Below are 25549 nucleotides of genomic sequence, written 5' to 3' on the forward strand. Positions count from 1 at the left end.
TCACAGGGCGTCGGCCTCCGTCAGCTCGTCCTCGACCTCGCGCATCGCGCGGATCAGCAACGCGAAGCCGGTGACCACCGCGGCGGCGCTGATCACCGCGTCGGCCAGCTCCAGCTTGTCGTTCTTGCCGCGGGCTTCCTTGATCTGCTTGATCACGCCGATCGCGCCGAAGAGCTGCATGCCGACGCTGAAGACCTTGGCGACGTTGCTCTTGGGGGCTTTCTTCTTCTTGGCCATATCGACTCCTCGAAAAGTCAGAGCGCGGGTGCGCGGTCGAGCAGCGGGGCACCCCAGCGGGACAGGTAGGCGGCCTCGACGGCGGCACCCACCCGGTACAGCCGATCGTCCGCCATCGCGGGCGCGATGATCTGCAGGCCGACCGGCAGGCCGTCCTCGTCCGCGAGTCCGCACGGCAGCGACATCGCGGCGTTGCCCGCGAGGTTGGACGGGATGGTGCACAGGTCCGCGAGGTACATCGCCATCGGGTCGTCCGCGCGCTCCCCGATCGGGAACGCGGTGGTCGGCGTGGTCGGCGAGATCAGCACGTCCACCTGCCCGAAGGCCGCCTCGAAGTCGCGGGTGATGAGCGTGCGGACCTTCTGCGCCTGGCCGTAGTACGCGTCGTAGTAGCCCGAGGAGAGCGCGTACGTGCCGAGCATGATCCGGCGCTTGACCTCGGCGCCGAAGCCGGCCTCGCGGGTCAGCGACATGACCTCCTCGGCCGAGCGGTCGCCGTCGTCGCCGACCCGCAGGCCGTAGCGCATCGCGTCGAAGCGGGCCAGGTTGGACGACGCCTCCGAGGGCGCGATCAGGTAGTAGGCCGGCATCGCGTAGGTGAAGTTCGGGCAGGAGATCTCGACGATCTCGGCGCCCAGTTCGCGCAGCAGCTCGACCGCCTCGGCGAACCGGGCCAGCACGCCCGCCTGGTAGCCCTCGCCGCCGAACTCCTTGACCACGCCGATCCGCAGGCCCTTGACGCTGCCGCTGCGCGCGGCCTCGACCACGTCGGGCACCGGTGCGTCGATCGAGGTCGAGTCGAGCGGGTCGTGCCCGGCGATCGCCTCGTGCAGCAGCGCCGCGTCGAGCACCGTGCGCGCGCACGGGCCGCCCTGGTCGAGCGAGGAGGAGAAGGCCACCAGGCCGTACCGGGAGACGCCACCGTAGGTGGGCTTGACGCCGACCGTGCCGGTGAGCGCGGCGGGCTGGCGGATCGAGCCGCCGGTGTCGGTGCCGATCGCCAGCGGCGCCTGGAAGGACGCGATGGCGGCGGCCGAACCACCGCCGGAGCCGCCCGGGACCCGGCTGGGGTCCCACGGGTTGCCGGTCGGACCGTACGCGGAGTTCTCGGTGGAGGACCCCATGGCGAACTCGTCCATGTTGGTCTTGCCGAGGATGACCACGCCCGCGTCCTTGAGCCGGCGGGTCAGCGTCGCGTCGTACGGCGGCTTCCAGCCCTCCAGCATCTTCGACCCGCAGGTGGTCGGCACGCCCTTGGTGGTGAACACGTCCTTGAGCGCGAGCGGTACGCCGGCCAGCGGGCCGAGCCGGTCGCCGCGGGCGCGGGCGTCGTCGACGGCCTTGGCCGCGGCGAGCGCGCCGTCCGCGTCCACGTGCAGGAACGCGTGCACCTTGGCGTCGACGGCCTCGATGCGGTCCAGGTGGGCCTGGGCGACCTCGACGGCGGTGACCTTGCCGTCGGCGATGGCGGAGGCGGTCTCGGCCGCCGTCCAGCGAATGGTCTCGGTCATGGCCGTCACTCCTCTCCCAGGATGCGGGGCACCCGGAAACGCTGCTCTTCGGCGGCCGGCGCACCGGACAGCGCCTCCTCGGGGGTGAGCCCGGGGCGGATGACGTCCGGCCGCATGACGTTCGTCAGCGGCAGCGGGTGCGAGGTCGGCGGGATGTCGTCGGCTGCGACCTCGGCGACGCGGGCGACCGCGCCGATGATGTCGTCGAGCTGCGCGGCGAGGTGATCAAGCTCCTCGGCCCCGAGCTCCAGCCGCGACAGCCGGGCGAGGTGGGCGACCTCCTCGCGCGTGATGCCAGGCATGCAGGCGGGTTCCTTCGGTTTCGTCGGGTGTGGAGGGCCCAGTCTATTGGCCGGGGGCGCGGGATTTTTGTTCCCACCTGTCGGCCGGGGGCGCGGGGTTTTGTTCCCGGCCGCCCACCCGCGGCGTCCGGCGGGGAGGCTGCGGGGGTTCGGGCGGGTGGATGGCCCACCGGGACCTCTTGATCCACTTCGTGCCGGGTTCGGGCGGCTTCGGGCCGGCCGCTCGGGTACGCGGGTGCGAATAATTCCGGCCGGACGGCACATCTCGTCGAACGACTCGGAAGTAACTTCACTCAAATGCCAACTTCCGTTACCGACTGGGTAAGAGAACTTTGCGAAGCCACTCTCCGGTCTGCGTCCCCCCGCGTCGATCGGCCCTTCGCACGACTCTTGGGCCCGGCGTCCGAGAGCGCGCTCGTCAAGGACTCGGGGCTTGGGAGGGGACACGATGGCCGCCATCGTGCTGGTACACGGGATCGCGCAGGAATACAGGTCGGCCCACACGCTCGAGGAGGAGTGGGTGCCACGACTGGCCCGGGGAGTGAAGGCCGCAGGTTTTCCCGAGGTCGCGGACCGTCTGTGGAAGTACCGCCACACCCGTCGCGGGATCGACGCGCGGATGGCGTTCTATGGTGACCTGCTCCGCCGACACCCGTCGCAGGGCGAGATGATCGACGAGGACATCCAGCACGAGGTGACCGCGCGCATCGGTCGCGAATGGCTGGATCGCGCCGCGCTCCGCGGTTCGGTTCCGCCGGAACGGCAGCGCGCGGCAAGGGAGATCGCCCGCCTGGAGGGCGGGCCGGGGGAGACGGGTCGAACCGTCGTGCTCTCCCCCACGTGTGGGCTCGCCGGGTTGCGCTGGTTCGCCGCCGACGGGCCGGGCTCGGCCGGTGGCTTCGTGAACAAGGCGCTGACCCAGTTGACCCGATATCTGACGGACGATCAGACCCGGAATCGGGTGCTCGATCGGGTGGGTACCGAGATCGGTTTCGACACCAAGGTGGTGATCGGGCACTCGCTCGGTGCGGTGGTCGCCTACGAACTCGCCCACCGGCTGCGCAGACCGCTGCCGCTGTTGATCACGCTCGGGTCTCCGCTCGGCCCGGACACGGTCGTCGACTCGTGGGTGCGGCCCCAGCCCGCACAGCCGCCGGCGTTCGTCGAGAACTGGGTGAATCTGGCCGATCGCGACGACCTCGTGGCGGCGGATCCCACGCTGGGGCGGATGTTCCCGGTGCCCACCGAGGGTGGGCCGGTGATGCGGGGCGGTTACACCGGCGAGCATGGGGCCGAGCCGCACAAGGCGTGTTTCTACCTTCAGCGACGCGAGATAGGTCGGAGTGTGGGGTTGGCCTTCGGAACATGAAACGTGCTGCCGGGCGGGCTGCGCAGCCTGCGATCCTGCCCGCGGCCCGTTGTCCTCGAACGCCGGCCGGGCCGGATCTCGGCCCGGCCGGCGTTCGAGGTTGCCGGTGTCCGCTCGGCGGTCAGATGCCCAGTCGAGCGGCGAGGCCGTCGAGGATGCAGTCGAGGGCGGTCTCGAATTGGCGGCGCGGGTCGTCCTTGTGCCGGGCGGTGCCGAGGTAGTCGTGGAAGGCGGGGTAGCGGCCCGTCTTCATCAGGTAGGTCATCTCCGGGGCCAACTGCGTGCGCAGCGCGTGGACATCGGCCGCACCCCGAACCTCCATCAGCCGCAGGGTGGCCACCTCGGCGGCGGTGCGGCCCTGGACGTACGCGCCGACCGCGTCCACCGCGACCATCGCGTCGTCCGGCGACAGGTCGAGTTCGGCGAGCGCGGCCATCCCCCACTCGACCGCCGCCAGCCGGTTCGGGGTGAGTGAGATCGCCGCGCGGGCCGACGGCAACTGCACCAGCCACGGGTGCCGCAGCACGACGTCGCGGGTATCCGTGGCCAACCCGCGCAGCGTCGCGCGCCACCCCGCGCCGGCTTCGGGCGCGGTCAACTCGCCGTAGACCCGATCGACCATCAGCTCCAACAGGTCGTCCTTGCCCGACACGTACCGATACGCGGCCATCGGCGCGACACCCAACTCGGTCGCCAGGCGTCGCATCGTCACCGCCTCGATGCCCTCGGCGTCGGCGACGCCGACCGCGACCTCGGCGATGCGATCCGGGCTGAGCACGGCGCGCGGAGCCGGCGGCGGGTTCTCCAGCCGTTCCCACAGCGAGACGCGCGGCCCGTCGCCCGCGCCGGCGGCGTCCGGTCGCGCCTCGGCCGACGACGACTTCTTCTGCTGGCCGGCCATGACGGTCCTCCGGGGGCTGCGCCGCAACGATGTGTACAACGTATCAGCAGTAGACGACGTACACCGGGCTGTGTACGTTGTATCTCGCCGGATACGTTGTACACATCCCATCGAGGAGCACCCATGCCCGCCACCACTCCCCTGCGCCTCGCGATCCTCGTCGGCAGCACCCGGGAGGGCCGCTTCGCGCCCACCGTCGCCGCCTGGATCCGGGCCCGGGCCGCCGAGTACTCCGACCTCACCGTGGACGTGGTCGACCCGGTCGAGACCCCGCTGCCCACCGTCTTCCCGGCCTTCGGGCAGCCGCCCGCGCCCGGCACCGCCGAGTTGCTCGCGAAGGTGTCGCCCCGGCTGGCCGCCGCCGACGCGTTCGTGATCGTCACGCCGGAGTACAACCACAGCTTCCCGGCCGCGCTGAAGAACGCGATCGACTGGCACAACCCGGAATGGCACGCCAAGCCGGTCGGCTTCGTGTCCTACGGCGGGCTGTCCGGCGGTCTCCGCGCGGTCGAGCAACTGCGGGTCGTACTGGCCGAGTTGCACGCGGTCACCGTCCGGGACACGGTCAGCTTCCACGGGCACTGGGACAGGTTCGACGCGGCGGGCGACGCGATCGACCCCGCCGCGAACGCCGCCGCGAAGACCATGCTCGACCAGCTCGTGTGGTGGGCGCACGCATTGCGCGAGGCCAAGGCCGTCCGCCCGTACGCGGCCTGACCTCGCGCCCGCACCGTCGAACCCGACCGAACCCACCACGGGGGCAACGCCATGCCACAGGAAACCGACACCCCGCCCGGCAGGATCCCCTTCGCCGTCCTCGGCCCGATCCTGGGCATGTTCCTGGGCATGCTCGACGGCACCATCGTGGGCACCGCGTTGCCCACCATCGTGGGTGACCTGGGCGGCCTGGAGCACCTGTCCTGGGTGGTCACCGCGTACCTGCTCGCCGCCGCCGTGACCACCCCGATCTGGGGCAAGGTCGGCGACCTGTACGGCCGCAAGGGCGCGTACCTGGCCGCGATCGGGCTGTTCCTGGTCGGCTCCGTGCTCTCCGGTCTGGCCCGGGACATGAACGAGCTGATCGCCTTCCGCGCCGTCCAGGGGCTGGGCGCGGGCGGGCTGATGGTCGGCGCGTTCGCGCTGATCGGCACGCTGGTGCCGCCCCGCGACAGTGGTCGGGTGCAGGCGCTGTTCGGCGCGGTCATGCCGATCGCGCTGGTCGGCGGGCCGCTGCTCGGCGGCTTCCTCACCGATCACCTGAACTGGCGCTGGGCCTTCTACGTCAACGTGCCGTTCGGCCTGCTCGCGCTGGCCATCGTCGGCGTCGGCATCCGCCTCGACACCGTGCGGATCAAGGCCCGGATCGACTACGCCGGCGCCGCGCTGCTCACCACCGCGATCGTCGCGCTGACCCTGCTCGCCGGCTGGGCGGGCACCACCTACGCGTGGACCTCCCCGCAGATCCTGGGACTGGCCGGGCTCGCCGCCCTCGCCTTCGCCGGCTTCGTCCCGGTCGAGCGGCGCGCGGCCGAACCGATCATCCCGCCCCGGCTGTTCGCCGACCGCAACTTCGCCCTCGCCCAGGTGCTGAGCTTCCTGGTCGGCGCGGTGATGATCACGGCCACCAACTACCTGCCGCAGTACATGCAGTTCGTCCGGGACGCCTCGCCCACCGCGGGCGGCCTGCTGCTCCTGCCGCTGATGCTGGGCATGCTCGGCGTCCAGGTCACCGTCGGCCGGCTGATCACTCGTACCGGCCGCTATCGGGTGTATCCCATCGCGGGCGGCGCGGTGATGATCGTCGGGGCACTCGTACTGCTCGGCCTGGGTGTGCACACCCCCACGGCCGCGGCCTCGGCGCTGACCCTGGTGATCGGGATCGGCGTGGGGTTGGTGATGCAGAGCACCATGGTGCTCACCATGAACAGCGCCGACCCCCGCGACCTGGGCGCGGCGAGCGGCACCGCGACGCTGACCCGCACGATCGGCGGCTCGCTCGGCGTCGCGCTGCTGGGCGCGGTGTACGCCCACCGCCTCCAGGGCAGCCTGGGCCCGGACCGGGACGGGACCGGCCCGACCCCGGCCATGTTGCGCGAGTTGCCCACCGCCGCCCGGGACGCCTTCCGCACGGCGGTCGCCGGCGGCCTGCACGGCGTGGTGATCGGGCTGGCGGTGTTGTCCGCACTCGCGTTCGCGTTGTCCTGGTTCGTCCGCGAGGTCCCGCTGCGCTCGGCGGCCGAGGCAGCGGGCGGGGCCGCCACGAAGAACCCCGTCGCGACACCCGCCGGGGCACCGACCGGCGCGAACTAAGCTTCCGGGCGTGGACACCCCAGAACGTACTTCTCCCTGGTCACCCGGCAGCGCCACCGGGGTCGGTTCCATGCCGGGCGAGGACATCCGCGAGACGGTCCGGATGGTGCTCGGCCTGCTGACCGACCTGCCGCACCTGCCCGAGTTGCCCGCGCGTGGGCCGGGCGCCGACCTGACCGGGCGCTCGGCCGGGATGCTGGTCGACCTCTACACCGACGTACAGCCCTCCGGGTGGCGCTTCGTGGACCGCCCCGGGCGCGACCACCGCCGGGCCCGCTCGTACCTGGGCCAGGACCTGGACGCGCTGGAGGAGTTCACCCAGGGCTGGTCCGGTCCGCTCAAGATCCAGGTCGCGGGCCCGTGGACGCTCGCCGCCACCATCGAACTGACCTACGGCGACAAGGCGTTGGCGGACCCGGGCGCATGCCGGGACCTGGCCGTGTCGCTCGCCGAGGGCATCCGGTTGCACGTGTCCGAGGTGGCCCGCCGGATCCCCGGCGCCGACCTGGTGCTGCAACTGGACGAGCCCGCGCTGCCCGGCGTGATCGCCGGCGACGTGCCGACCGCGAGCGGGTTCGGCCGGTTGCGCGCGGTGGACAAGGCGGTGGTCCGGGACACGCTGCGCGATGTGATCGCGGGTGCGGGCGTCCCGACGATCGTGCACTGCTGCGCCCCCGGCACGCCGATCACGCTGCTGCGTCAGGCCGGCGCGGCGGGCGTCTCGCTCGACGTCTCGCTGTTGCAGCGATCCCAGGACGAATCGATCGGCGAGGCGGTCGAGGCCGGCTTCCGGCTCTTCGCCGGGGTGGTCCCCAGCCTGGCCCCGGAGAGCGACGCGTCCGAGGTCAAGCCCGGTGTGGGGTCGCGCCCACTGTCCGACCCGCCCGGTACCGTCAGGTCTGTCGGAACGTTGTGGAACAGGCTCGGTTTCCCGCCGGAGTCCCTGGCCGAAGCCGTCGTGGTGACCCCCACGTGTGGCCTCGCCGGTGCCTCTCCGGCGCATGCCCGAGCCGCCCTGTCCCACGGCGTGGCTGCCGGCCGGGTGCTTCGGGACGACCCCGAAGGCGCCATGTAGCGACCCGCGGCGCGCCAGGTGCCGCGGCCGCGACCCATTCGAACTGGTGGCGCTGGAGGGCGACGACGTGGCTGGTGCGACGACCGGAGTGGACGAGATCCCGGCCGAGGTGCGCGAACGCGCCGCGACGCTCGCCCGCGAGCTGGAGGAGCACCGCTTCCGCTACTACGTGAAGGACGCGCCGGTCGTCAGCGACGGCGAGTTCGACGCGCTGATGCGGGAGCTGGAGGCGATCGAGGAGCGGTATCCGGCGCTGCGCACGCCGGATTCGCCGACCCAGAAGGTGGGCGGCACGTACTCGACCGACTTCACCTCGGTGGACCACCTGGAGCGCCTGCTCAGCCTCGACAACGCGATGAACGAGGAGGAGCTCGACGAGTGGGACGACCGGCTCACCAAGGAGTTGGGGACCGGGTCGTTCCACTATTTGTGCGAGCTGAAGATCGACGGGTTGGCGATCAACCTGCTGTACGAGAACGGCCGGTTGGTTCGGGCGTTGACGCGCGGAGACGGCCGGACCGGCGAGGATGTCACGCCGAACATCCGTACGATCGCCGAGATCCCGACCCGGTTGCGGGACGACGGCGGGCACGACGTACCCGAACTGGTCGAGATCCGGGGTGAGGTCTTCTTCCCGATCGAGAAGTTCGACGAGTTGAACGCGCGGCTGGTCGAGGCCGGCGAGAAGCCGTTCGCCAACCCGCGCAACGCCGCCGCCGGATCGTTGCGGCAGAAGGACCCGCGGGTCACCGCGTCCCGCCCGCTGCACATGATCGTGCACGGCATCGGTGCCCGGCGGGGCTTCGACATCGACTGCCAGTCGCACGCGTACGAGCGTCTGCACGCGTGGGGGCTGCCGACCGCGCAGCACAACAAGGTGGTCGACACGATCGACGAGGTGAAGGAGTTCGTCCGGTACTACGGCGAGCACCGCAACTCGGTCGAGCACGAGATCGACGGCATCGTGATCAAGGTCGACGAGATCCCGATCCAGGGCCGGCTCGGTGCGACCTCGAAGGCGCCTCGGTGGGCGATCGCGTTCAAGTACCCGCCGCAGGAGGTCAACACCAAGCTGCTGGACATCGAGGTGGGTGTCGGTCGCACGGGCCGGGTGACGCCGTACGCGGTGATGGAGCCGGTATCGGTGGCGGGGTCGGTGGTGGCTCGCGCGACGCTGCACAACCAGCAGGTGGTCAAGGCCAAGGGTGTGCTGATCGGCGACACGATCGTGCTGCGCAAGGCGGGCGACGTGATCCCGGAGATCCTGGGTCCGGTGGCCGACCTGCGCGACGGCAGCGAGCGCGCGTTCGAGATGCCGGCCGCGTGCCCCGAGTGCGGATCCGAACTGCGCGCGATGAAGGAAGGCGACATCGACCTGCGCTGTCCGAACGCGCGGTCGTGCCCCGCCCAGTTGCGCGAGCGGATCTTCTACCTCGCGGGCCGCAAGGCGTTCGACATCGAGGCACTCGGCTACGAGACCGCGGTCGCGCTGACCCACCCGGCCGCCGGTCCGTCCGTACTCGACACCGAGGCCGATCTGTTCGACCTGACGGCCGAACAACTGCGCGACGTGCAGATGTTGCGCAAGGTCAATCGCAAGGGTGCGGCCGAGGACGAGAAGGAACTCGTTCCCTACTTCTGGTCGAAGGCCACGTACGACAAGGAGGGCAACGTCAAGAAGCCCTCCGAGCCGAAGGCCAACACCGTCAAGCTGATCGAACAACTGGCGAAGGCCAGGACCCAACCGCTGTGGCGGGTGCTCACCGCGTTGTGCATCCGACACGTCAGCGACACCACCGCCCGGGCCATCACGAGCGGCTTCCACGACCTCGACCGTCTCGCGGCGGCGTCCGAGGAGGAGATCGCCGCGGTCGACGGCGTCGGTCCGATCATCGCCAAGGCGGTGGCCGAGTGGTTCGCCGAGGACTGGCATCGCGAGATCATCGAGAAGTGGCGCGCGGCGGGCGTGCGGCTCGCCGAAGAGGGCTCGGACGAGGAGAAGCCGCCCGGCCCGCTTGACGGAATTGTGACGGTCGTCACCGGGACTCTCACCGGTTTCACCCGGGACAGCTCCAAGGAGGCCCTGGAGGAACGCGGCGCCAAAGTGACAGGCTCGGTCTCGAAGAAGACCGACTTCGTCGTGGTCGGCGACAATCCGGGCTCCAAATACGACAAGGCCGTGCAACTCGGGCTGCCGATCCTCGACGACGAGGGCTTTGCGGTACTCCTGAACGAGGGCGCCGAGGCGGCCCGTGCGTGGGTGGCCGAGCGCGCCGGCTGATTCCCCTCCCCCGCACCGCCGGAACGACCTACCCTGAGCGGGAGCTTGCCCACCCGGCGGGCTCGGTGCCCCACAGGCGTACCCGTCCCGGCGCCCGGGATGCCGCCCGACGAGGCCGCAGGGAGCAGGCGCATGGGTCGGATCGGCAGGACTGACCTGTCGCGACTGGCACGACCGCGGGCATTCTTCATCCACACCGGGATCGTGGCGTTATTGGGCCTGTGCGCGCTCGTCGTGCCGCCCACGCTCGCCGTGGCCGACGGTCGGTGTCCCATCCCGCTGACACCCGGCGTGTGGATCATGCTCGCGCTGGTGTCGATCGACGGCGGGTACACCGCGCTCACGCGCCGGGGGTTGTACGTCCCCGGCGCGATGCCGTCGATCGCCATCACGTTCGGCCTGTTGCTCGTGCACGGGTGGCAGATCGCGGCGCTGTGGCAGGCCGTGCCGATCCTGGTGTCCGGCCTGCTCAGACGTGATTCGTGGTGGCGGATCGGCTACACGATCGGCCACTACGTACTCTCCTTCATCGCCGCCGACCTGGTGCTGGGGTTGTTCGGCATCGACCCGGGCCCGGACGAGACACGGGCGCTGCACGTGGCGGACTTCCCCGTGGTCGCGCTCGCCGGGCTCGCGATGTCGGCGGTGTCGCAGATCTCCGGGTGGTTCGTCCGGGCCAGTTGGCGGGGCACGAGTGTGCTCGCGCTGGCCCGCGCCGAGATGCGCGCCCGGGCGGTCTCGCACGGCGCGCTGATCGGGCTGTCCCCGGTGATCGCCGTGGTCGCCGCCGAAGAGCCTTGGCTGCTCCCGCTGTTCGTGGTCCCGCTGCACACGCTGTACCAGAGCACGATGGTGCGCTTCGACCGCGAGCAGGAGTCGCGGCACGACGCGCTGACCGGACTGCCGAATCGGCGGCTGCTGTTGGAGCGCGGCGAGGAGGCACTCGGGCGGGCCGGCGGGCGCGGTGGGCGGGTCGCCCTCCTGCTGCTCGACCTGCACCGCTTCCACGAGGTCAACGACACACTCGGACACGTCGCCGGCGACCGGCTGTTACAGCAGGTCGGCGCGCGCCTGGAGACGCTGGTCCGCCCCGGCGACACGGTGGCCCGCCTCGGCGGGGACGAATTCGCCCTGTTGCTGCCGGGGTTGGACATGGGCACGGACCGACAGACCGCGCAGGAGGTGGTCCTGGGCCTCGCGCATCGCATCGTGGACCGAATCGGCGAGCCGTTCGACCTGGACGAGTTGACCCTGGACGTGGAGGCCAGCGTCGGTGTGGCGATCTTCCCCGATCACGCCTCGGACGTGCTCGGACTGCTGCAATACGCCGACGTGGCCATGTACTTGGCCAAACGCTCGCGCAGCGGCGTGGAGCTGTACGACGACTCGCGTGACGTGAACACCCGGGACAAGCTGCTGCTGCTCGGTGATCTGCGCCGGGCGTTGGACAATCACGAGGTCGAGCTGCATTACCAGCCGAAAATTCGGCTCGCGGACGGTCGGGTGGACGGCTGCGAGGCGCTCGTGCGCTGGCGCCATCCGACCCGGGGGCAGGTCTCCCCCGAGGAGTTCGTGCTTTTGGCCGAACAGACCGGGCTGATGCCCCGACTCACCCGCTACGTGGTGGACGTCGCGCTGGACCAGGTGGCGCGCTGGCATGTGGAGGGCATCGACGTCCCGGTCGCGGTGAACATCTCCGCCCGGGACATCCACGTCCCCTCCTTCGCCGACTCGGTGGCCGCCGGCCTGCGCGAACACGACGTCGCGGCGGGCGCGTTGCAGTTGGAGATCACCGAACGGGTGCTCCTCGAAGAGCCGCAACGGGCCGCCGAATCGCTGGAGGCGCTGCGCCGGTTGGGCGTGCGGCTGTCCCTGGACGACTTCGGTACGGGCTATTCCTCGCTCGTGCATCTGCGGCACATCCCGGTCAGCGAGATCAAGATCGACCGCTCGTTCGTGGCCAGGTTGACCATGAACGAGGAGGACGCCGCGATCGTCTGCTCGATCGTGCAACTGGCCCACTCCCTGGGCCTGCGCGTGGTCGCCGAGGGCGTCGAGGACGAGGCCACCTACCAACGCCTGCGCGAACTCGGCTGCGACGCGGCCCAGGGCTGGCTGATGTCCAAGGCCCTCCCCAGCGCCGAGGCCACCGCCTGGCTCCTCCGCCACGGCGCCGGCGCCCACGCGACCCCGGCGGTGCCGACGGAGATCCTCAACCACCGCCGGGCTGACGTCGGCTGAACTCGGGCACCGGCAGCCCTGGTGAAGGCGGGGCTGCCGGTGCTTCGGTGGGTTTGCTACTCCTCGGATTCCGGTTGTTCGTCGAGGAAGGCCCGTAGTCCGAGGTCCGATGCCACGGAGTCGGCGAGCCAGGTCAGTCGAGCGTCCTCGGCGGCGAGGCCGTGCCGGGCCGTGTCGCACCAGTCGTGCCGGTCGAGGAGTGCGAGGCAGGAGGCTCGGATCTGCTGCCAACGCGCCTCGAATTCGGGCCGGCTGGGTTTCTCCTTGGTCAGGTAGTGGGCGATCGTCGCGGCGACGAAGTAGTGCCGGGCCGCCGGCTCGACGCGTTCGAGGTGTCGGACGTACGCCTCCAGCACGGGGGCGCTGTGTGGGTAGTGGCGCAGGGTCTCGCCCATGCCTTCGGAGTAGGTCATCGTGTGCAGGATCAGGGTCGCCTGGTCGAACAGTTCGGCATCGTTCCCGAAGTCCGCGACGGCTTCGTGCAGCCTGGTGACGTGTGCGACCCGGCCGGCGAAGTAGGCGTTGAGGAAGTCACCGTCGGCGGCGCGGCGCAGCAACCAGGGCCGGACGGCGGGGTGTTCGTCGGTGAGCCGACACAGGGACTCCACCACGTAGACCCGGCCCCATCCGGTGACCCGTTCGGCCAGCCAGATCAGTGCGGTCGCCCCGTCCGGCAGGCGTTCGAGGGCATGAGCCGCGAGCGCACCGAACCGACAGGAGAGCAGTCCGATGGTCTGGATCAGCGGGATGTCGTCCGCCGTGCCGACTTCGGCGAGCAGGGCAAGCCCGATGGTGACCGGGTCGGTATCGGTTCCGTGCCGCACCAACCACCGGCCGGCCTCGCGGCTCCGGCTCTCCCCGGCCCTGCGGGCGGCGGCGGCGATGTTGTCGTTGTGATGGATCGGGATGTAGAGGCCGTGGAAGCGGTCGGCCAACAGCTTCGGCGACGCGTTCGGATCCGCGAAGTGTTCGTCGAGGATTCGGGCGACGTCGGCCCCCACGAGGGTCCGGTCTCGCGGCGCTTTCGGAGATGCTTCCTGCTGTCGCCGTTCCGCGTCGGGATACGGCTCGCCTTCACGTGGAAGGGGCTGGTCCGGCGTCTGTTGATGGAGCCGGAGCGCATGGCTGAAGAGCGTGATGGGGGTGCCGGGCAGTCCAGTCCCGGACGTCTCGCTCACAGGCGGACGGAGGACTCGATTCTGGAGATCATGCGCCCGATCTTGCCACACCCGCGCGGGGAAGGAGCCTGATGATCCGTCAGGCCGCGTGCAGGGTGGTCAGCAGGGCGGACCATGCGGCGGGGGCAATGGTGAGGTGTCCGAGGGTGGGGGTCTTGCTGTCTCGGACGGGGACGCCGGCGAGGATGGAGGCAACCTCGACGCAGTTGCCACCGTTGTTGCTGCTGTGACTGCTCTTTCGCCAACGGTTGGGCATGCGGCCAGTCATGGGCTCACGACTTCCTTTCGTGGGCGGTCCGCGCTCCGGCGCCCGGAAGTGGGCGGCGGAGCACGGGGGTTCATCGGGTCGGGTGTAAGGCGGTCAGCAAGGCTGACCATGCGGCGGGAGTCATGGTCAAGTGGCCCAGGACAGGAGCCTTGCTGTCCCGGACCGGGACGGCGGCGAGGGTGGTGGCAACCTCGACACAGTCACCGCCGTTGTCGCTGCTGTGACTGCTCTTTCGCCAACGGTGGGGCGTGGGGCCGGCCATGGGCTCACGGGGTCCTTTCGTGGGCGGTCTTGCTCCGCCGCCCGGAAGTAGGCGGCGGAGCAAGGGGGTTCATCGGGTCGCGTGCAGGGTGGTCAGCAGGGCGGACCATGCGGCGGGGGCGATGGTGAGATGGCCGAGCGCGGGGGCCTTGCTGTCCCGGACGGGGACGGCGGCGAAGCCATCCGCGACCTCGACGCAGTTGCCGCCGTTGTTGCTGCTGTATGTGCTCTTGCGCCAACGCTCGGGCAAAGTTGTGTTTGTGACCATGGGCTCACAGTTCCTTCAGCGCGGAAGCGATCAGATCGATTGATCGCGTGGTCGAGAGGGCCTCGGCGGTCAGCAGGTCGTAAATACGGTGAGCCGCCTTCACGTCCGCTGGTTCGGCCAGGATCTGCCCTTGCAGAAATCCGTCCACGTAGACCACGTCTGGTCCTTCGTCCAGCGTAAGCGCTGCGAACGGCCCGCCAACCCCCGCGTGGCTTCCTGATTCGTAAGGGATCACCTGAATCACGAAACGAGGCTGCTCGGCAAGTTCAATCACGCGTTCGAGCTGTTCTCGCATCACATCACGCCCGCCCCACGTGCGGCGCAGTACGTTCTCGTCCAGCACCGCCCGGAACTCGGGTGGGTCTGCACGTTCGAATACACGCTGGCGCTGGAGGCGGGCGCTCACTTGCTCATCCAGATCCTTCAGATCCAGACGTCCGGCCGCCAGGACCGCCCGCGCACACCGCTCCGTCTGCAGCAATCCAGGCACGACCTGAACCTCGAACGACCGGATGATCGCCGCAGCCTCCTCCAGTTCCACGAACGGCCTGAACCACGCCGGATAGGCATATCGAATCACCAACGGCCACAGTCGCTGGAACCGATCGCCCGTGCCGAAGAGTTCATCGGCCAGCTTCGAGAGGGCTTCCGTCGGCAGGCGCTTTGCCGACTCGATCTTGTTGAGCAGCGATGGGGCTATCCAGGCTCGTTTGGCCATCGCGCGTTGGGTCATCCTGAGCTTTTCGCGCTCGCGCCGGAACTCGGTCGCATAGAACGTGAGTACGGACGCCGAGGGGTCCAGTTCGGTGGCTGCGGACACAGTGCCCCCAGAAATCGTTGAAAGCGAACGAAGTCAACCCCGGCCCCTGTCGATCGTAGGCCCTGGTGATCACTCTTGGCATACAAACAACTGCATTGAGCTGTATGTCAACGAAAGGCACCTTGTCATGAACCACCCGCTCCGGAAGCCCACCGGCTCGCATCTCACCGACTCGGACGCGGAATCGATCCCCGAGCCGCCCGGCAGCGGCATCACCATCGCCGTGTACCGGGTCGGCCCGGAAGGGGTCAGCGTCGTCGTACCGCCGGAGCGGCACAAGCGGTCCTCGCGCGATCCGTGGCCCGTCCCGGACCCGCCGTGCACCTGCTCGGCGAACTGTCCGATGGGGTGAACTCCCCTACGCCGGGATTCCCTTCACCACAGGGCCCTTCGCCCCCCGTCCGGCCATGGGGCGGCGGCGGACCCGCGCGGATCGGGCGTCGACGGGCGGCCGAGGAGGCGCGGGCGGGGTCGGGTCGCGGTGGTCGCGGCCCGGCCCTGGGCAACGACCGGCAGGTTCGCACCCTGCACGACTGCCACTTCGGGTGATTTCGCGTGAAGACCCCCACCGGGGGCGAGAATTGTGCCGGGCCGGTCGCCGGTGCGTTCGGGCTCGTCTTCGGCTCCGAGCTGTCGTCCTTGTCCCTTGTCGGGATCGCCGTCACCTCGCTCGTGATCCCGGACCCGGGCTCCAAGGACGCGGCCGACCGGTCCGCAACGCCACACCCCCATCGGGAGCAACTGCCCCGGGGCCGACCCCCATCGCGGTCCCCCGGCCGGCGAAGGGGATCACACCGCACGGCCCCATCGAAACCGAGGCCGCACGATGCCTCACCGACAACAAGGACGTTGAGACGAGATGCAGGTGATCCGAGCGGCGCGGGCCTTCGACGGCGAGCGCATCGTGAACGGGCCGGTAGCGGTGTTCGTGGCCCAGGGACGCATCGTCGGCCTGGAGCCGGCTGGGGCTCCCGTGCCGGACGGTTGGCAGGTGGTCGAGCATCCGGGGGCGACCGTGCTCCCGGGCCTGTTCGATCTGCACAGCCACCTCGGCGGCGACGGCCGGGACGGCGCACTCGACCGGTTGCCCGACTACTCCCCCGACCGGCTCGACGCCGTGATCACCGACTCGCTGCGGCGGCAACTGGCCGTCGGGGTGACCGTCGTGCGCGATCTCGGCGACCGCGACTGGTCGGTGTTGCGGCGGCGCGATCGGGTGGGCGACGCCTCGCCCGCGCCGAGGATTCTGGCCGCCGGGCCGCCGATCACCAGCGCCGGGGGCCACTGTTGGCGGCTCGGCGGTGAGGCGGTCGGTCCCGATGGGCTGCGTGCGGCCGTTCGGGAGCGGGCCGAGCGCGGTGCGGATGTGGTCAAGGTGATGGGCAGCGGGGGCACGATGACCCCGGGTACCGATGTGATGCGCTGTCAGTTCACCCTGGCCGAGCTGCGCCTGATCGTGGACGAGGCGCACGCCGCCGGGCTGCCGGTGACCGTGCACGCACACGGCCTGTCCGCCGTCGAACAGGCTCTCGACGCGAATGCCGACGGCATCGAGCACTTCACCTGCCTGACCGACCGGGGCGTGCGGATCTCCGGCGACCTGCTGCACCGACTCGCGGTACGGCGGATCGCCGTGTGTCCCACGCTCGGAACGGACCCCGACGTGGTCCCGCCGCCGGCGGTCCGCGAGATGCTGGAGCGCATCGGGGCGACCCCGGAGGTCCGGTTCGGCCACGTGGCTCGCGCGCACCGGGCCGGGGTCCGCATCGTCTCCGGAGCCGACTCGGGGATCAGCTCGGGCAAGCCGCACGGGAACCTGCCGACGGCAATCGCCGATCTGGTCGCCGGTGGCGTCGCGGCGGCCGAGGCCATCGCCTCGGCCACCTCGGTCGCCGCCGACGCGACCGGGCTGGGCGACCGCAAGGGCCGACTCCGCGCGGGCCACGACGCCGATCTGCTGCTGTGCGCGGGCAATCCGCTCGACCGCATCGAGGCGCTCACCGCCGTCACGGCGGTCATGGTCGGCGGCGTCTGGGCCGATCTCGCCTGACGCCGCCGCGACGGCGGATCAGCTCGGCGCGTGCGTCGGGCGCGGCGGGATCGGCCCGGGTGCGATCGGCGGCCTGCGGGTGCCGCGACGTCGCCGCCATGCCAGGCCCGCGACGAGCAGTACGACGAGAGCGCCGAGCACCGAGAGGAGCCAGACCGGGATCCCGGCCACCTTCAGCAACTCGTCCCGGTAGGTGGCTCGTTGATAGCCCTTGTCGTGGGCGGCGGCGAGCAGTTCGTGATCGTCGGTGATGGTGGCGGGGGTCGGGAAGTCCTGGTCGAGCGCGGTCAGGAAGGCCGGCTTGCCATCGATCGGGGCCAACCCGACCGGTATCCCGGTCGATCCACCGCTGCCGGGGCGACCTGCGTACAACACCTGCGGAGCCCTGCCGCCGATGTCCGAGCGCGGCTCCATGCGGTGCGCGGCGACCACGTACAGCCGCAAGTGTTGGGGCACCTTGGCCAGTTGGGACAGGCGCATCGGGTAGACCAGTCGATCCGAGGCGAAACTCAGGTGCAGCGGATCCAGCGCGCCGCGCAGGGTCGCCGGCCGGCCGGTGCCGCCGGCGGGCGCCTCGGGCGCGAGCCGGATCGCCACGTACTCCCAGCGCTGCCGCACGTACGGCTCCAGCGCGGTCGCGAGCGCGGCGGGCAACTGGAAGCCGTTCTGCGTGAGCCAACTCCCCAACGCCTTCGGGTCGTCGGCCGCGAGCCGCGCGACGTCGAACGGGCCCAACCGCTCGCGCCCGACCACCTCGACCCCGCCCGATCCCGGCGGGGCCGCCGCACGGGCCGACCTGTCGCCCTTCGAGTCGTCGTCGAAGGGCCATTCCCCCGACCTCGGCCAGAAGTGGTGCCGAACCCGCTCGACCGGCGCCACCACCCGCTCGAACTCGCCGAACTGCGCGCCGTTCCCGAGCGTCACGCTCGCCCGCGTCGGCACCGGCATGATCCACGCCGCCTGCTCCGCGTCCCCCGACACGGTCAGCCGCATGTCGATCTCCTCGGTACGCCCGTCCCAGCGCACCACCGACGTCTCCTGCCCGACCGCCAACGTCCGCCCACCGGCCGGCACGGCCGCCCCACACCCACAGGCCCACGCCGGCTGCGCCACCATCAACACCTGGATCGACACCACGGCCAACAACAACCGCAGTGCCCGATCCCACCAGGCCCCCCGCACACCCACCACGTCACCACTCCCCGTCGCAACACCGAACACCGTTGCGACGCGCCGCACACCGTTCCGGTTCCGCCGACGCCCGAACGCGGAGCGGAAGCACCGAGCCGCATTCGACAACCTTCGGATGACCACGATCAACTTTCGTTGCTCCCGCCCCCGCGCCCCGGCCAGCATCGTCGGTGACGCCCAGACAGCCCGCACGGCGTCGAAGGCGGTGCGGGCACGCCGTGCGGGCACGCATCGGCCCCCGGGTACCACCCCCGGCCCGGGGGCCGACCCCGCCATCGGCGAGGGTGGCCCCGGTGCCCCGTCCTCACTTCCCGCCGCAGACCCGCTCCCGCGTGGCGCTGTCGACGACCGCGGGCAAACCGCCCTCGCCCACCTGCGGACTTGCCAACGTGCCCGGCGCGGGCGGCTTCTCGTCCAGGCGGAGATACACCTCCCGGCCCCACGGGCGATCCCCGGCACGGACGTGGACGGCGCCCCCCACCTCGTACGTCCGCACCGCTTCCCGTCCCTTCACGAACACGAAGGTGACCGGCTCGTCGTCGCTGCTGCGAGGCAGCCGTACCGATTCGCCGTACTGCCGCACCATGGTGTCCTCGGCGGCGCCCAGATGGACGGTGTCCCAGGCGAAGTCCGTCACATCCCGCAGCCGCAGCACCCCATCCCGACAAATGTCCCGCTGCGCCCGCTCCCGGAAGGAACGCTCGTCCTCCTGCCGAAACACCTCCGACACCAGGGACCGAAAACTCCCCGACGCCGCGTACAACCCGCCCACCAGCACAATCGGCGTAATCAGCACCCCGATCAGGCACCCGATGAGCGGCGACTTCCAATCCGCCGACTCCCCGACCTCTTCGCCCTCGTCGTCCGCGCCGACCTCGAATTCCGCGTCGTCCAGCTCCTCAGACATCGAACGACTCCGTCTTGCCTTTGCGATCCGCATCCCAGGTGCGACCGGGTGGTACGTAGTCGCTGTAGGTAAGTTGCCCGTCGGCCCCGACCACCACGGTCTGCCCGTTGCGCACGGCGTGTTCCACCATGTCCGCCAGTTCCTCGGTCGACTTGCCGTTCGCTTCGACGGCGACCCGTCGACCGACCTCGTTGTTGAAGAGGTCCATCGACTCGGAGGTGCGCTTGAGTGGATCCGGGTCCGCGCCCATCTCGTGCGCCGTCGTGTACCGCGCGGTCCATTCCGGCCCGAAATTCCGGACCAACAACGCATTCCAGTAGGTGTGTCGAAACGCGTCGGCATGGCCTTCGAGCTCGCCCTGGCCGGGGAATCGCTTGCGGCACTCCTCCCACGCCTGATTGCCGATCAACATGTACAGGGCCCGCTCCTCGGTGGAGAGTTCAAGCAGCATGGCCTGCTCGGATGCGGGCCGCCGGTCGTTGAGATGGGGAATCCGACTCTCGATCGGGTTGGGCGCGAAATCGACCAACTCCTGGTCACCGACCTGGTATTGCGTGGCTATCTCGTTCAGCGGCACCCGCATGGTGCGTTCGAGCGCGTAGTCGGCCTCGACGGCCTTGCCTCGCGCCTCCGCGAGCAGCCGATTGAACTCCTGGGCCAGACCCGCGCGTTGTGCCATGTCGGCATCGGTCAGCCGGCCCGTCGGGCCGCAGTCGTAGGACTGCGGGATGAGCAGTTCCGGCCGCATGGCCGACTGCTCGACCAGGACGGGGTCCATCCCCAACTGCGCGGCGATCTCCAGACAACGACCGGCGGTCGCCTGGGCGGTGGCAAGCGCGTCGGCATAGCCGTACAGGGCCTGCACGATAACCCCGACGCGATCGGAGAGCTCGGTCAACCGGGCCCGCCGAACGCCCAGTTCGGCCCGGAGGCCCTCGGCGGCGGTGCCCTTCCAGGTGGCCGACGTCTGTTCCACGACTCGGCCCAGGGTCTCGTTGGCGCGGCCGGCGCCCATGCAGTTGAGCAGGAGGTTGCCGGCGGCGGTGCGCACGGACATCGGGTCGCCGGGGACCAGGGCCCGGACGTCGCTCACCGGTCCTCGAACATCGCGGCGATCCGGGATCGCGCGGGCGCGGGCGGGACCGCGAACGAATCCTTGTTCCGGATCTCCGTGGAGGTGTACTGCGCCGCGTTCGCCCCCAGCCCGCGGCGAGCGCCCTCGACCTGTTCGGCCACGGTCGCGTATGCCTTCGCCACGTACTCGAAGGCTCGCTCGGTGGTGGCGGCGGAGGTGGCCGAGTACGTGTCGGGATGCGGCATTCGCACCACCAGGTCGCTGCTCGACCGTAACGCCCCCGCTGCTTCGCCCAGTTGCGCCCCGGCCTGGGTCAACTGCTCGGCGTCGACCTCGAAAGCTTGGGACATTCTTTCCTCCCCCGTGGTTGGTTCACCAGTCGGGAGAAAAGCTAGCGGGCCGACCCCGCGGCCGGGAAGGACGGCTGCGGGACGGACGGCGGCCCTCCGCCTACGCCGTCCCGTCGATCGTCGCCGAGCCGATGACGCGCGTGCCGTCGTACAAAACCACCGCCTGTCCCCGGGCGATGCCTCGGATCGGCTCGGCCAGGCGCACGCGGACCTCGTCGCCGACCGCCTCCGCGATGGCCGCCGTCTCCTCGCCGTGGGCGCGGACCTGGGCCGTGCAGGTCACCTCGCCCACCGGGGCCGGGCCGCACCAGCGGGGGCGGATGCCGACCAGGCGGTCCACGTCGAGGGCCTCGACCGGGCCGACCGTGACGGTGTTGTGGACCGGCGAGATGTCCAGCACGTAGCGCGGCTTGCCGTCGGCCGCGGGCCGGCCGATGCGCAGGCCCTTGCGCTGGCCGATCGTGTAGGCGTAGGCGCCGTCGTGTTCGCCGAGCTTGGTGCCGGTCGCGTCCACGATGTCGCCGCGCTCGGTGCCCAGGTGCTTGGCCAGGAAGCCCTGGGTGTCGCCGTCGGCGATGAAGCAGATGTCGTGGCTGTCCGGCTTCTTCGCCACCGCGAGGTCGCGCCGCTCGGCTTCCAGCCGCACATCGCCCTTGGTGTCGCCGCCCAGCGGGAACATCGCGTGCGCGAGTTGGTCGGTGTCGAGCACGCCCAGCACGTACGACTGGTCCTTGCCCATGTCGATCGAGCGATGCAGCTCACGCGAGCCGTCCGGGTGCTCGACGATCTGCGCGTAGTGCCCGGTGCACACCGCGTCGAAGCCGAGCCCGAGCGCCTTGTCCAGCAGCGCCGCGAACTTGATCTTCTCGTTGCAGCGCAGGCACGGATTCGGCGTGCGCCCGGCCTTGTACTCGGCCACGAAGTCGTCCATGACGTCCTCGCGGAAACGCTCGGCCATGTCCCACACGTAGAACGGGATGCCGATCATGTCCGCGGCCCGCCGCGCGTCCCGGGAATCCTCGATCGTGCAACAGCCCCGGGCCCCCTCGCGCAGCGTCGCGGGTTTCGCCGAGAGCGCGAGGTGGACACCGACCACGTCGTGTCCGGCCTCGACCGCTCGCGCGGCGGCAACGGCGGAGTCGACTCCGCCGGACATGGCGGCGAGCACCCGCAGGCGGCCGTTGGCAGGAGGAAGCATGTGATCAGACATAGCGCCTCAAGAGTACGTGGTCGCACCGCCGACCCCCGAGGGGATTACCCGACCGGGCCCGAGAGCCCGGGCCCTACCGCCGCGCCGCCACCGAACCCGCCGATCGGGCCCGGGTGACCACCGGCAGGATCGCCTCCCCCAGTTCCGCGACCTCGGCCTCGGTGGTGGTGTGCCCCAGGCTGAACCGCAGCGACCCGCGCGCCCTGGCGCTGTCCGCCCCCATCGCGAGCAGCACGTGACTCGGCTGGGCGACGCCCGCCGAGCAGGCCGAGCCGGTCGAGCACTCGATCCCGCGCGCGTCGAGCAACAACAGCAGCGAGTCGCCCTCACAGCCCGGGAAGGAGAAGTGCGCGTTGCCCGGCAACCGGTACGCCGGGTCGAGCCGCCGATCCCCGTTGAGCTGCGCGTCCGGCACCGCCGCCATGATCCGCCGCACCAACTCGTCGCGCAGCGCGCCCACTCGCCGCGCGTACTGTGCCTGTTCGCGCACCGACTCCTCGGCCGCCACCGCCAATGCGGCGATCGCCGCGGTGTCCAGCGTGCCCGAGCGCACGTCGCGCTCCTGGCCGCCGCCGTGCAGCACCGGCACCGGCGTGATGCCGCGCCCGAGCACGAGCGCGCCGCAGTTGCCCGGGCCGCCCAGCTTGTGCCCGGTGACGGTCATCGCGTCCAGGCCGGTCGCCGAGAAGTCGACCGGAATCTGGCCGACCGCCTGCACCGCGTCGGAGTGGAACGGGATGCCGAACTCGTGCGCGATCTCGACCAGCTCGGCGATCGGTTCGACCGTGCCGACCTCGTTGTTGGCCCACATCACCGTCACCAGCGCCACCGACGCCGGATCACGCTCGATCGCCGCCCGCAGGGTGTCCGGTTGCACCCGGCCGTCGGCGTCCACGTCCAGCCACTCGACCACCGCGCCCTCGGCCGACTCCAGCCACAACACGGGGTCGAGCACGGCGTGGTGCTCGACCGGACTGACGAGTATCCGCCGTCGCGCCGGGTCCGCCGCCACACGGGACCAGTAGATCCCCTTGACCGCGAGGTTGTCGGCCTCGGTGCCGCCTGCGGTGAAGACGATCTCGCTGGGTCGCGCGCCCAGCGCATGGGCCAGCGACTCGCGGGACTCCTCCACCGTGCGGCGCGCGCGTCGGCCGGAGGCGTGCAGCGAGGACGGGTTGCCGAGTCGGGCGAGCTGTACGGTCATCGCCCGGATTGCCGAAAGGCGCATCGGGGTGGTCGCCGCGTGATCGAAGTAGGCCATCGCACTGCGAAGCTTAGTCGGGTACGCGTGGGCGCCGGCGCGGGCGGCCGTACACCCGTCCGTAACGGGGCCCTCCGGGCAGGAATCGGCCGAGCCACAAGCTCCGGGAGACCGGCATCGCGGGCGCGTACGCGACGAGTCGCCGACGCGGGCGCTCGTCCTTCGGATCCGATCGCATCGGCCGGTGCTCGTAGGTCGACGGCTGCCGGCTCTCCCACACATCCTGGTGCAACGCGTGTCGAGCCGAATTGGGCCCGGTCCACCCCTGTGAGTGGTGGCACCGCGCCTGCCGGTGAAGCGGTGAAGTCGCCCGTACCGGGTCGAGCCGAACTCCTGCGGGCCCGCGGCCACCCCGAGCGTGCGGCGCGCCCGCCGTCGGCTCGCCGGCCCTCGACCTACTGCTCGACCTACTCCTCGACGCTGGTGCCCGAGTTCCGGCGCCACGCGCGCGGCGCCCGCCACCCGCGCCGGAGCGCGAGTACCCGGAGCAGGAACGCGAAGGTCACCGCCGCCGTCGCGGTCACCGGCCCGAACAGGTCGAACTCGATCAGCGCGGCGGTGATGCCCGCGCCGAGCAGCGCCGGGAAGGTGTAGATCTCCTTGTCCCAGCGCAGCAGCGTGGGCACTTCGCGCGCCAGCACGTCGCGCATCGCGCCGCCGCCGACGGCGGTGGTCACCCCGAGCGCGGCGGCCGGAATGGGATTCAGGCCGTACGCGTACGCCTTCGCGGTGCCGGTCACGCAGAACAGGCCGAGCCCGGCCGCGTCCAGCACGTCGATCGCGGACATGATGCGTTCGACCTGGGGGTGCAGGAAGAAGACCAGGCCGGCGGCGAGCAGCGGGGTGGTGAAGTAACCGAGATCGGTGAAGGCCGCCGGAGGCACCGACCCGATGATCACATCGCGGATCACCCCACCGCCGAGGGCGGTGACCTCGGCGAGCAGGGCGATCCCGATGACGTCGAAGTTCTTCCGGACGGCCATCAGGGCGCCGGCCGCCGCGAACACGAAGATGCCGAGCAGGTCCAGGACCTGCTGAAGCGTGTGGTGAAAGATCTCGGGCGGCACCTCGGGCGACATAACGGATGTTCTACACCGCCGGGTACGGCCCGCTACTCATGGGGCCGGTGAGGGCGGTGTGTCCTTCCCGTCGGACTCGACCGCACCCTCCGCCGCAGGCTCCCCACCGGCCTCGACGGCCTCGGGCGCCGACTCCGCCACGGGCGTGTCCGTCGCGGACGCGTCCTCCGCAGGCGCGGCCTCGGCAGCCACATCCGTCGCAGGTACGGCCTCGGCAGCCACTTCCTTGGCAGGTACGGCCACCTCAGGCGCGTCCTCCACAGGCGCGTCCTCCACAGGCGCCGCCACGACAGCCCCATCCGCCACCGGCGCCGCCGGCTTCACCAACTCCACGACCTCGCCCCCGCCGCCCACCCCCGCCGGCATGTTCTCCGGGAAGTGGCAGGCCACCTGGTGCCGCCCGACGATCTCGGCCAGCGGCGGCTCCTGCGTCTTGCAGATGTCCTGCACCTTCCAGCACCGGGTGTGGAAGCGGCAGGCCGGCGGCGGGTCCATCGGGCTGGGCACGTCGCCCTTGAGCAGAATGCGCTCGCGGGTCTCGCGCCGGGCCGGATCCGGCACCGGGACGGCCGACATCAGCGCGACGGTGTACGGGTGCTTGGGCGAGGAGTAGAGATCCTCCCGGTCCGCGATCTCGACGATCTTGCCGAGATACATCACCGCGACCCGGTCGCTGGTGTGCCGAACCACCGACAGGTCGTGCGCGATGATCAGGTAGGTCAGCCCGAACTCGCTCTGCAGGTCGTCCAACAGGTTGACCACCTGCGCCTGGATCGACACGTCCAGCGCGGACACCGGTTCGTCGGCGACCACCAGTTTGGGCCGCAGCGCCAACGCCCGGGCGATGCCGATCCGCTGCCGCTGCCCACCGGAGAATTCGTGCGGGTAGCGGTTGTAGTGCTCGGGGCTGAGCCCGACCAGCTCCAACAACTCCTGCACGGCCTTCTTGATGCCGCCCTCGGGGGTCACCTTCTGGAGCCGGAACGGCAGCCCGACGATGGTGCCGACCGTGTGCCGGGGGTTCAGCGAGGACTGCGGGTCCTGGAAGATCATCTGGAAGTCGCGCCGCAGCGGCCGCAATTGTCCTCGGGAGAGCCCGGTGAGGTCGCGCCCGCCGAACTCGATGGTGCCTTCGGTGGGTTCGAGCAGCCGCATCACCATCCGCCCGGTGGTCGACTTGCCGCAGCCGGACTCGCCCACCAGACCCAGCGTCTCGCCCTCACGGATGTCGAAGTCGAGCCCGTCCACGGCCTTGACCGCGCCGGCCCGGCGCCGAGTCATCCCGGCCCGGATCGGAAAGTGCTTGCGCAGCCCACGCACCCGCACCAGCACGTCCCGCTCCCGCGCGTCCGACTCCGGCACGTCCAAAGAATCGGCGGCCTGCGCAGCTTTCACGTCGTCTCC

At 70.7% G+C, this 25549-nt stretch carries 25 protein-coding genes; 8 read left to right on the plus strand and 17 right to left on the minus strand.

What is annotated here, in order from left to right; translation table 11 throughout:
• Genes ACH4U8_RS04020 through gatC form a run of 3 tightly spaced genes read right to left on the minus strand, consistent with a single transcriptional unit; the run spans position 1 to position 2050 of the window.
• The gene (locus ACH4U8_RS04020) at positions 1-237 is read right to left on the minus strand and encodes a hypothetical protein (protein ID WP_360323928.1); all 237 of its coding nucleotides are present in this window, start codon (positions 235-237) and stop codon (positions 1-3) included.
• Positions 238-254: 17 nt separating this feature from the next.
• The gene (gene gatA / locus ACH4U8_RS04025; protein WP_360323926.1) at positions 255-1748 is read right to left on the minus strand and encodes an Asp-tRNA(Asn)/Glu-tRNA(Gln) amidotransferase subunit GatA; all 1494 of its coding nucleotides are present in this window, start codon (positions 1746-1748) and stop codon (positions 255-257) included.
• Positions 1749-1753: 5 nt separating this feature from the next.
• Complete coding sequence (gene gatC, locus ACH4U8_RS04030; protein ID WP_355535084.1) at positions 1754-2050, minus strand: Asp-tRNA(Asn)/Glu-tRNA(Gln) amidotransferase subunit GatC; 297 nt, start codon at positions 2048-2050, stop codon at positions 1754-1756.
• A gap of 448 nt (positions 2051-2498) precedes the next feature.
• On the opposite strand from gatC, the gene ACH4U8_RS04035 reads away from it, so the two are divergent.
• On the plus strand, positions 2499-3419 hold the full coding sequence (locus tag ACH4U8_RS04035; protein WP_360323924.1) for a hypothetical protein: 921 nt from the start codon (positions 2499-2501) through the stop codon (positions 3417-3419).
• A 121-nt stretch (positions 3420-3540) separates the two neighbouring features.
• On the opposite strand, the gene ACH4U8_RS04040 is transcribed toward ACH4U8_RS04035, so the two are convergent.
• Complete coding sequence (locus tag ACH4U8_RS04040; protein ID WP_395775759.1) at positions 3541-4320, minus strand: TetR/AcrR family transcriptional regulator; 780 nt, start codon at positions 4318-4320, stop codon at positions 3541-3543.
• A 123-nt stretch (positions 4321-4443) separates the two neighbouring features.
• Here ACH4U8_RS04040 and ACH4U8_RS04045 point away from each other — a divergent pair, with 123 nt between their 5' ends.
• From ACH4U8_RS04045 to ACH4U8_RS04065, 5 genes are all read left to right on the plus strand, one after another.
• Entirely contained in the window at positions 4444-5037 is a 594-nt protein-coding gene (locus ACH4U8_RS04045) for an NADPH-dependent FMN reductase (protein ID WP_395775760.1), read from the plus strand.
• Positions 5038-5088: 51 nt separating this feature from the next.
• Positions 5089-6630 carry an MDR family MFS transporter gene (locus ACH4U8_RS04050; protein ID WP_395775761.1) on the plus strand — a complete coding sequence of 514 codons (1542 nt, stop codon included), beginning with the start codon at positions 5089-5091 and terminating at the stop codon, positions 6628-6630.
• Positions 6631-6700: 70 nt separating this feature from the next.
• On the plus strand, positions 6701-7705 hold the full coding sequence (locus tag ACH4U8_RS04055) for a methionine synthase (protein ID WP_395775994.1): 1005 nt from the start codon (positions 6701-6703) through the stop codon (positions 7703-7705).
• Complete coding sequence (gene ligA, locus ACH4U8_RS04060; RefSeq protein WP_395775762.1) at positions 7632-9986, plus strand: NAD-dependent DNA ligase LigA; 2355 nt, start codon at positions 7632-7634, stop codon at positions 9984-9986. Before ACH4U8_RS04055 ends, ligA begins: the two co-directional genes overlap by 74 nt.
• Positions 9987-10118: 132 nt before the next feature.
• The gene (locus tag ACH4U8_RS04065) at positions 10119-12227 is read left to right on the plus strand and encodes a putative bifunctional diguanylate cyclase/phosphodiesterase (protein WP_395775763.1); all 2109 of its coding nucleotides are present in this window, start codon (positions 10119-10121) and stop codon (positions 12225-12227) included.
• A 56-nt stretch (positions 12228-12283) separates the two neighbouring features.
• Here the strand turns inward: ACH4U8_RS04065 and ACH4U8_RS04070 are convergent, their stop codons facing one another.
• The 5 genes from ACH4U8_RS04070 to ACH4U8_RS04090 all read right to left on the minus strand — a co-directional run bounded on the left by ACH4U8_RS04070 (position 12284) and on the right by ACH4U8_RS04090 (position 15022).
• The gene (locus tag ACH4U8_RS04070) at positions 12284-13228 is read right to left on the minus strand and encodes a hypothetical protein (protein ID WP_395775764.1); all 945 of its coding nucleotides are present in this window, start codon (positions 13226-13228) and stop codon (positions 12284-12286) included.
• A gap of 256 nt (positions 13229-13484) precedes the next feature.
• Positions 13485-13673, minus strand: a complete 189-nt coding sequence (locus ACH4U8_RS04075) for a DUF397 domain-containing protein (RefSeq protein WP_395775765.1) — start codon at positions 13671-13673, stop codon at positions 13485-13487.
• Positions 13674-13743: 70 nt separating this feature from the next.
• Entirely contained in the window at positions 13744-13935 is a 192-nt protein-coding gene (locus ACH4U8_RS04080) for a DUF397 domain-containing protein (RefSeq protein WP_395775766.1), read from the minus strand.
• 69 nt (positions 13936-14004) lie between these two features.
• Entirely contained in the window at positions 14005-14202 is a 198-nt protein-coding gene (locus tag ACH4U8_RS04085) for a DUF397 domain-containing protein (RefSeq protein WP_395775767.1), read from the minus strand.
• Between the two features lie 4 nt (positions 14203-14206).
• Positions 14207-15022 carry a Scr1 family TA system antitoxin-like transcriptional regulator gene (locus ACH4U8_RS04090; protein ID WP_395775768.1) on the minus strand — a complete coding sequence of 272 codons (816 nt, stop codon included), beginning with the start codon at positions 15020-15022 and terminating at the stop codon, positions 14207-14209.
• A gap of 127 nt (positions 15023-15149) precedes the next feature.
• Here ACH4U8_RS04090 and ACH4U8_RS04095 point away from each other — a divergent pair, with 127 nt between their 5' ends.
• Both ACH4U8_RS04095 and ACH4U8_RS04100 read left to right on the plus strand, forming a co-directional pair.
• On the plus strand, positions 15150-15374 hold the full coding sequence (locus ACH4U8_RS04095) for a hypothetical protein (protein ID WP_395775769.1): 225 nt from the start codon (positions 15150-15152) through the stop codon (positions 15372-15374).
• A 507-nt stretch (positions 15375-15881) separates the two neighbouring features.
• Positions 15882-17072 (plus strand): amidohydrolase family protein, encoded by a 1191-nt coding sequence (locus ACH4U8_RS04100; protein ID WP_395775770.1) that lies wholly within the window; start codon positions 15882-15884, stop codon positions 17070-17072.
• Between the two features lie 18 nt (positions 17073-17090).
• Here the strand turns inward: ACH4U8_RS04100 and ACH4U8_RS04105 are convergent, their stop codons facing one another.
• The 8 genes from ACH4U8_RS04105 to ACH4U8_RS04140 form a co-directional block, all read right to left on the minus strand.
• Positions 17091-18263: a DUF2330 domain-containing protein gene (locus ACH4U8_RS04105; protein ID WP_395775771.1), complete on the minus strand. Its 1173-nt coding sequence runs from the start codon at positions 18261-18263 to the stop codon at positions 17091-17093.
• Between the two features lie 304 nt (positions 18264-18567).
• Positions 18568-19170 carry a hypothetical protein gene (locus ACH4U8_RS04110; protein WP_395775772.1) on the minus strand — a complete coding sequence of 201 codons (603 nt, stop codon included), beginning with the start codon at positions 19168-19170 and terminating at the stop codon, positions 18568-18570.
• Entirely contained in the window at positions 19163-20263 is a 1101-nt protein-coding gene (locus ACH4U8_RS04115) for a DUF6973 domain-containing protein (protein ID WP_395775773.1), read from the minus strand. Before ACH4U8_RS04115 ends, ACH4U8_RS04110 begins: the two co-directional genes overlap by 8 nt.
• Positions 20260-20595 (minus strand): hypothetical protein, encoded by a 336-nt coding sequence (locus ACH4U8_RS04120; RefSeq protein WP_360317316.1) that lies wholly within the window; start codon positions 20593-20595, stop codon positions 20260-20262. The genes ACH4U8_RS04115 and ACH4U8_RS04120 overlap by 4 nt, the downstream gene beginning before the upstream one ends.
• A gap of 100 nt (positions 20596-20695) precedes the next feature.
• Positions 20696-21793 carry a tRNA 2-thiouridine(34) synthase MnmA gene (mnmA, locus tag ACH4U8_RS04125; RefSeq protein WP_395775774.1) on the minus strand — a complete coding sequence of 366 codons (1098 nt, stop codon included), beginning with the start codon at positions 21791-21793 and terminating at the stop codon, positions 20696-20698.
• Between the two features lie 85 nt (positions 21794-21878).
• A complete protein-coding gene (locus ACH4U8_RS04130; protein WP_360317310.1) occupies positions 21879-23066 on the minus strand; it encodes a cysteine desulfurase family protein in 1188 nt (395 codons plus the stop codon).
• 407 nt (positions 23067-23473) lie between these two features.
• Positions 23474-24145: a trimeric intracellular cation channel family protein gene (locus ACH4U8_RS04135; protein ID WP_360317307.1), complete on the minus strand. Its 672-nt coding sequence runs from the start codon at positions 24143-24145 to the stop codon at positions 23474-23476.
• 36 nt (positions 24146-24181) lie between these two features.
• Positions 24182-25540, minus strand: a complete 1359-nt coding sequence (locus ACH4U8_RS04140; RefSeq protein ID WP_395775775.1) for an oligopeptide/dipeptide ABC transporter ATP-binding protein — start codon at positions 25538-25540, stop codon at positions 24182-24184.
• Between the last annotated feature and the right edge of the window lie 9 nt (positions 25541-25549).

The organism is Embleya sp. NPDC020886 (assembly GCF_044333915.1).
Lineage (GTDB): Bacteria > Actinomycetota > Actinomycetes > Streptomycetales > Streptomycetaceae > Embleya.

Coding starts and splice junctions, on each gene's coding strand:
- ligA (WP_395775762.1), top strand. CDS start 7,632: ATGCCCGAGCCGCCCTGTCCCACGGCGTGGCTGCCGGCCGGGTGCTTC.
- ACH4U8_RS04050 (WP_395775761.1), top strand. CDS start 5,089: ATGCCACAGGAAACCGACACCCCGCCCGGCAGGATCCCCTTCGCCGTC.
- ACH4U8_RS04045 (WP_395775760.1), top strand. CDS start 4,444: ATGCCCGCCACCACTCCCCTGCGCCTCGCGATCCTCGTCGGCAGCACC.
- ACH4U8_RS04100 (WP_395775770.1), top strand. CDS start 15,882: ATGCAGGTGATCCGAGCGGCGCGGGCCTTCGACGGCGAGCGCATCGTG.
- mnmA (WP_395775774.1), bottom strand. CDS start 21,793: ATGCTTCCTCCTGCCAACGGCCGCCTGCGGGTGCTCGCCGCCATGTCC.
- ACH4U8_RS04065 (WP_395775763.1), top strand. CDS start 10,119: ATGGGTCGGATCGGCAGGACTGACCTGTCGCGACTGGCACGACCGCGG.
- ACH4U8_RS04075 (WP_395775765.1), bottom strand. CDS start 13,673: ATGACTGGCCGCATGCCCAACCGTTGGCGAAAGAGCAGTCACAGCAGC.
- ACH4U8_RS04080 (WP_395775766.1), bottom strand. CDS start 13,935: ATGGCCGGCCCCACGCCCCACCGTTGGCGAAAGAGCAGTCACAGCAGC.
- ACH4U8_RS04095 (WP_395775769.1), top strand. CDS start 15,150: ATGAACCACCCGCTCCGGAAGCCCACCGGCTCGCATCTCACCGACTCG.
- ACH4U8_RS04110 (WP_395775772.1), bottom strand. CDS start 19,170: ATGTCTGAGGAGCTGGACGACGCGGAATTCGAGGTCGGCGCGGACGAC.
- gatA (WP_360323926.1), bottom strand. CDS start 1,748: ATGACCGAGACCATTCGCTGGACGGCGGCCGAGACCGCCTCCGCCATC.
- gatC (WP_355535084.1), bottom strand. CDS start 2,050: ATGCCTGGCATCACGCGCGAGGAGGTCGCCCACCTCGCCCGGCTGTCG.
- ACH4U8_RS04120 (WP_360317316.1), bottom strand. CDS start 20,595: ATGTCCCAAGCTTTCGAGGTCGACGCCGAGCAGTTGACCCAGGCCGGG.
- ACH4U8_RS04040 (WP_395775759.1), bottom strand. CDS start 4,320: ATGGCCGGCCAGCAGAAGAAGTCGTCGTCGGCCGAGGCGCGACCGGAC.
- ACH4U8_RS04085 (WP_395775767.1), bottom strand. CDS start 14,202: ATGGTCACAAACACAACTTTGCCCGAGCGTTGGCGCAAGAGCACATAC.
- ACH4U8_RS04055 (WP_395775994.1), top strand. CDS start 6,701: ATGCCGGGCGAGGACATCCGCGAGACGGTCCGGATGGTGCTCGGCCTG.
- ACH4U8_RS04035 (WP_360323924.1), top strand. CDS start 2,499: ATGGCCGCCATCGTGCTGGTACACGGGATCGCGCAGGAATACAGGTCG.
- ACH4U8_RS04020 (WP_360323928.1), bottom strand. CDS start 237: ATGGCCAAGAAGAAGAAAGCCCCCAAGAGCAACGTCGCCAAGGTCTTC.
- ACH4U8_RS04130 (WP_360317310.1), bottom strand. CDS start 23,066: ATGGCCTACTTCGATCACGCGGCGACCACCCCGATGCGCCTTTCGGCA.
- ACH4U8_RS04135 (WP_360317307.1), bottom strand. CDS start 24,145: ATGTCGCCCGAGGTGCCGCCCGAGATCTTTCACCACACGCTTCAGCAG.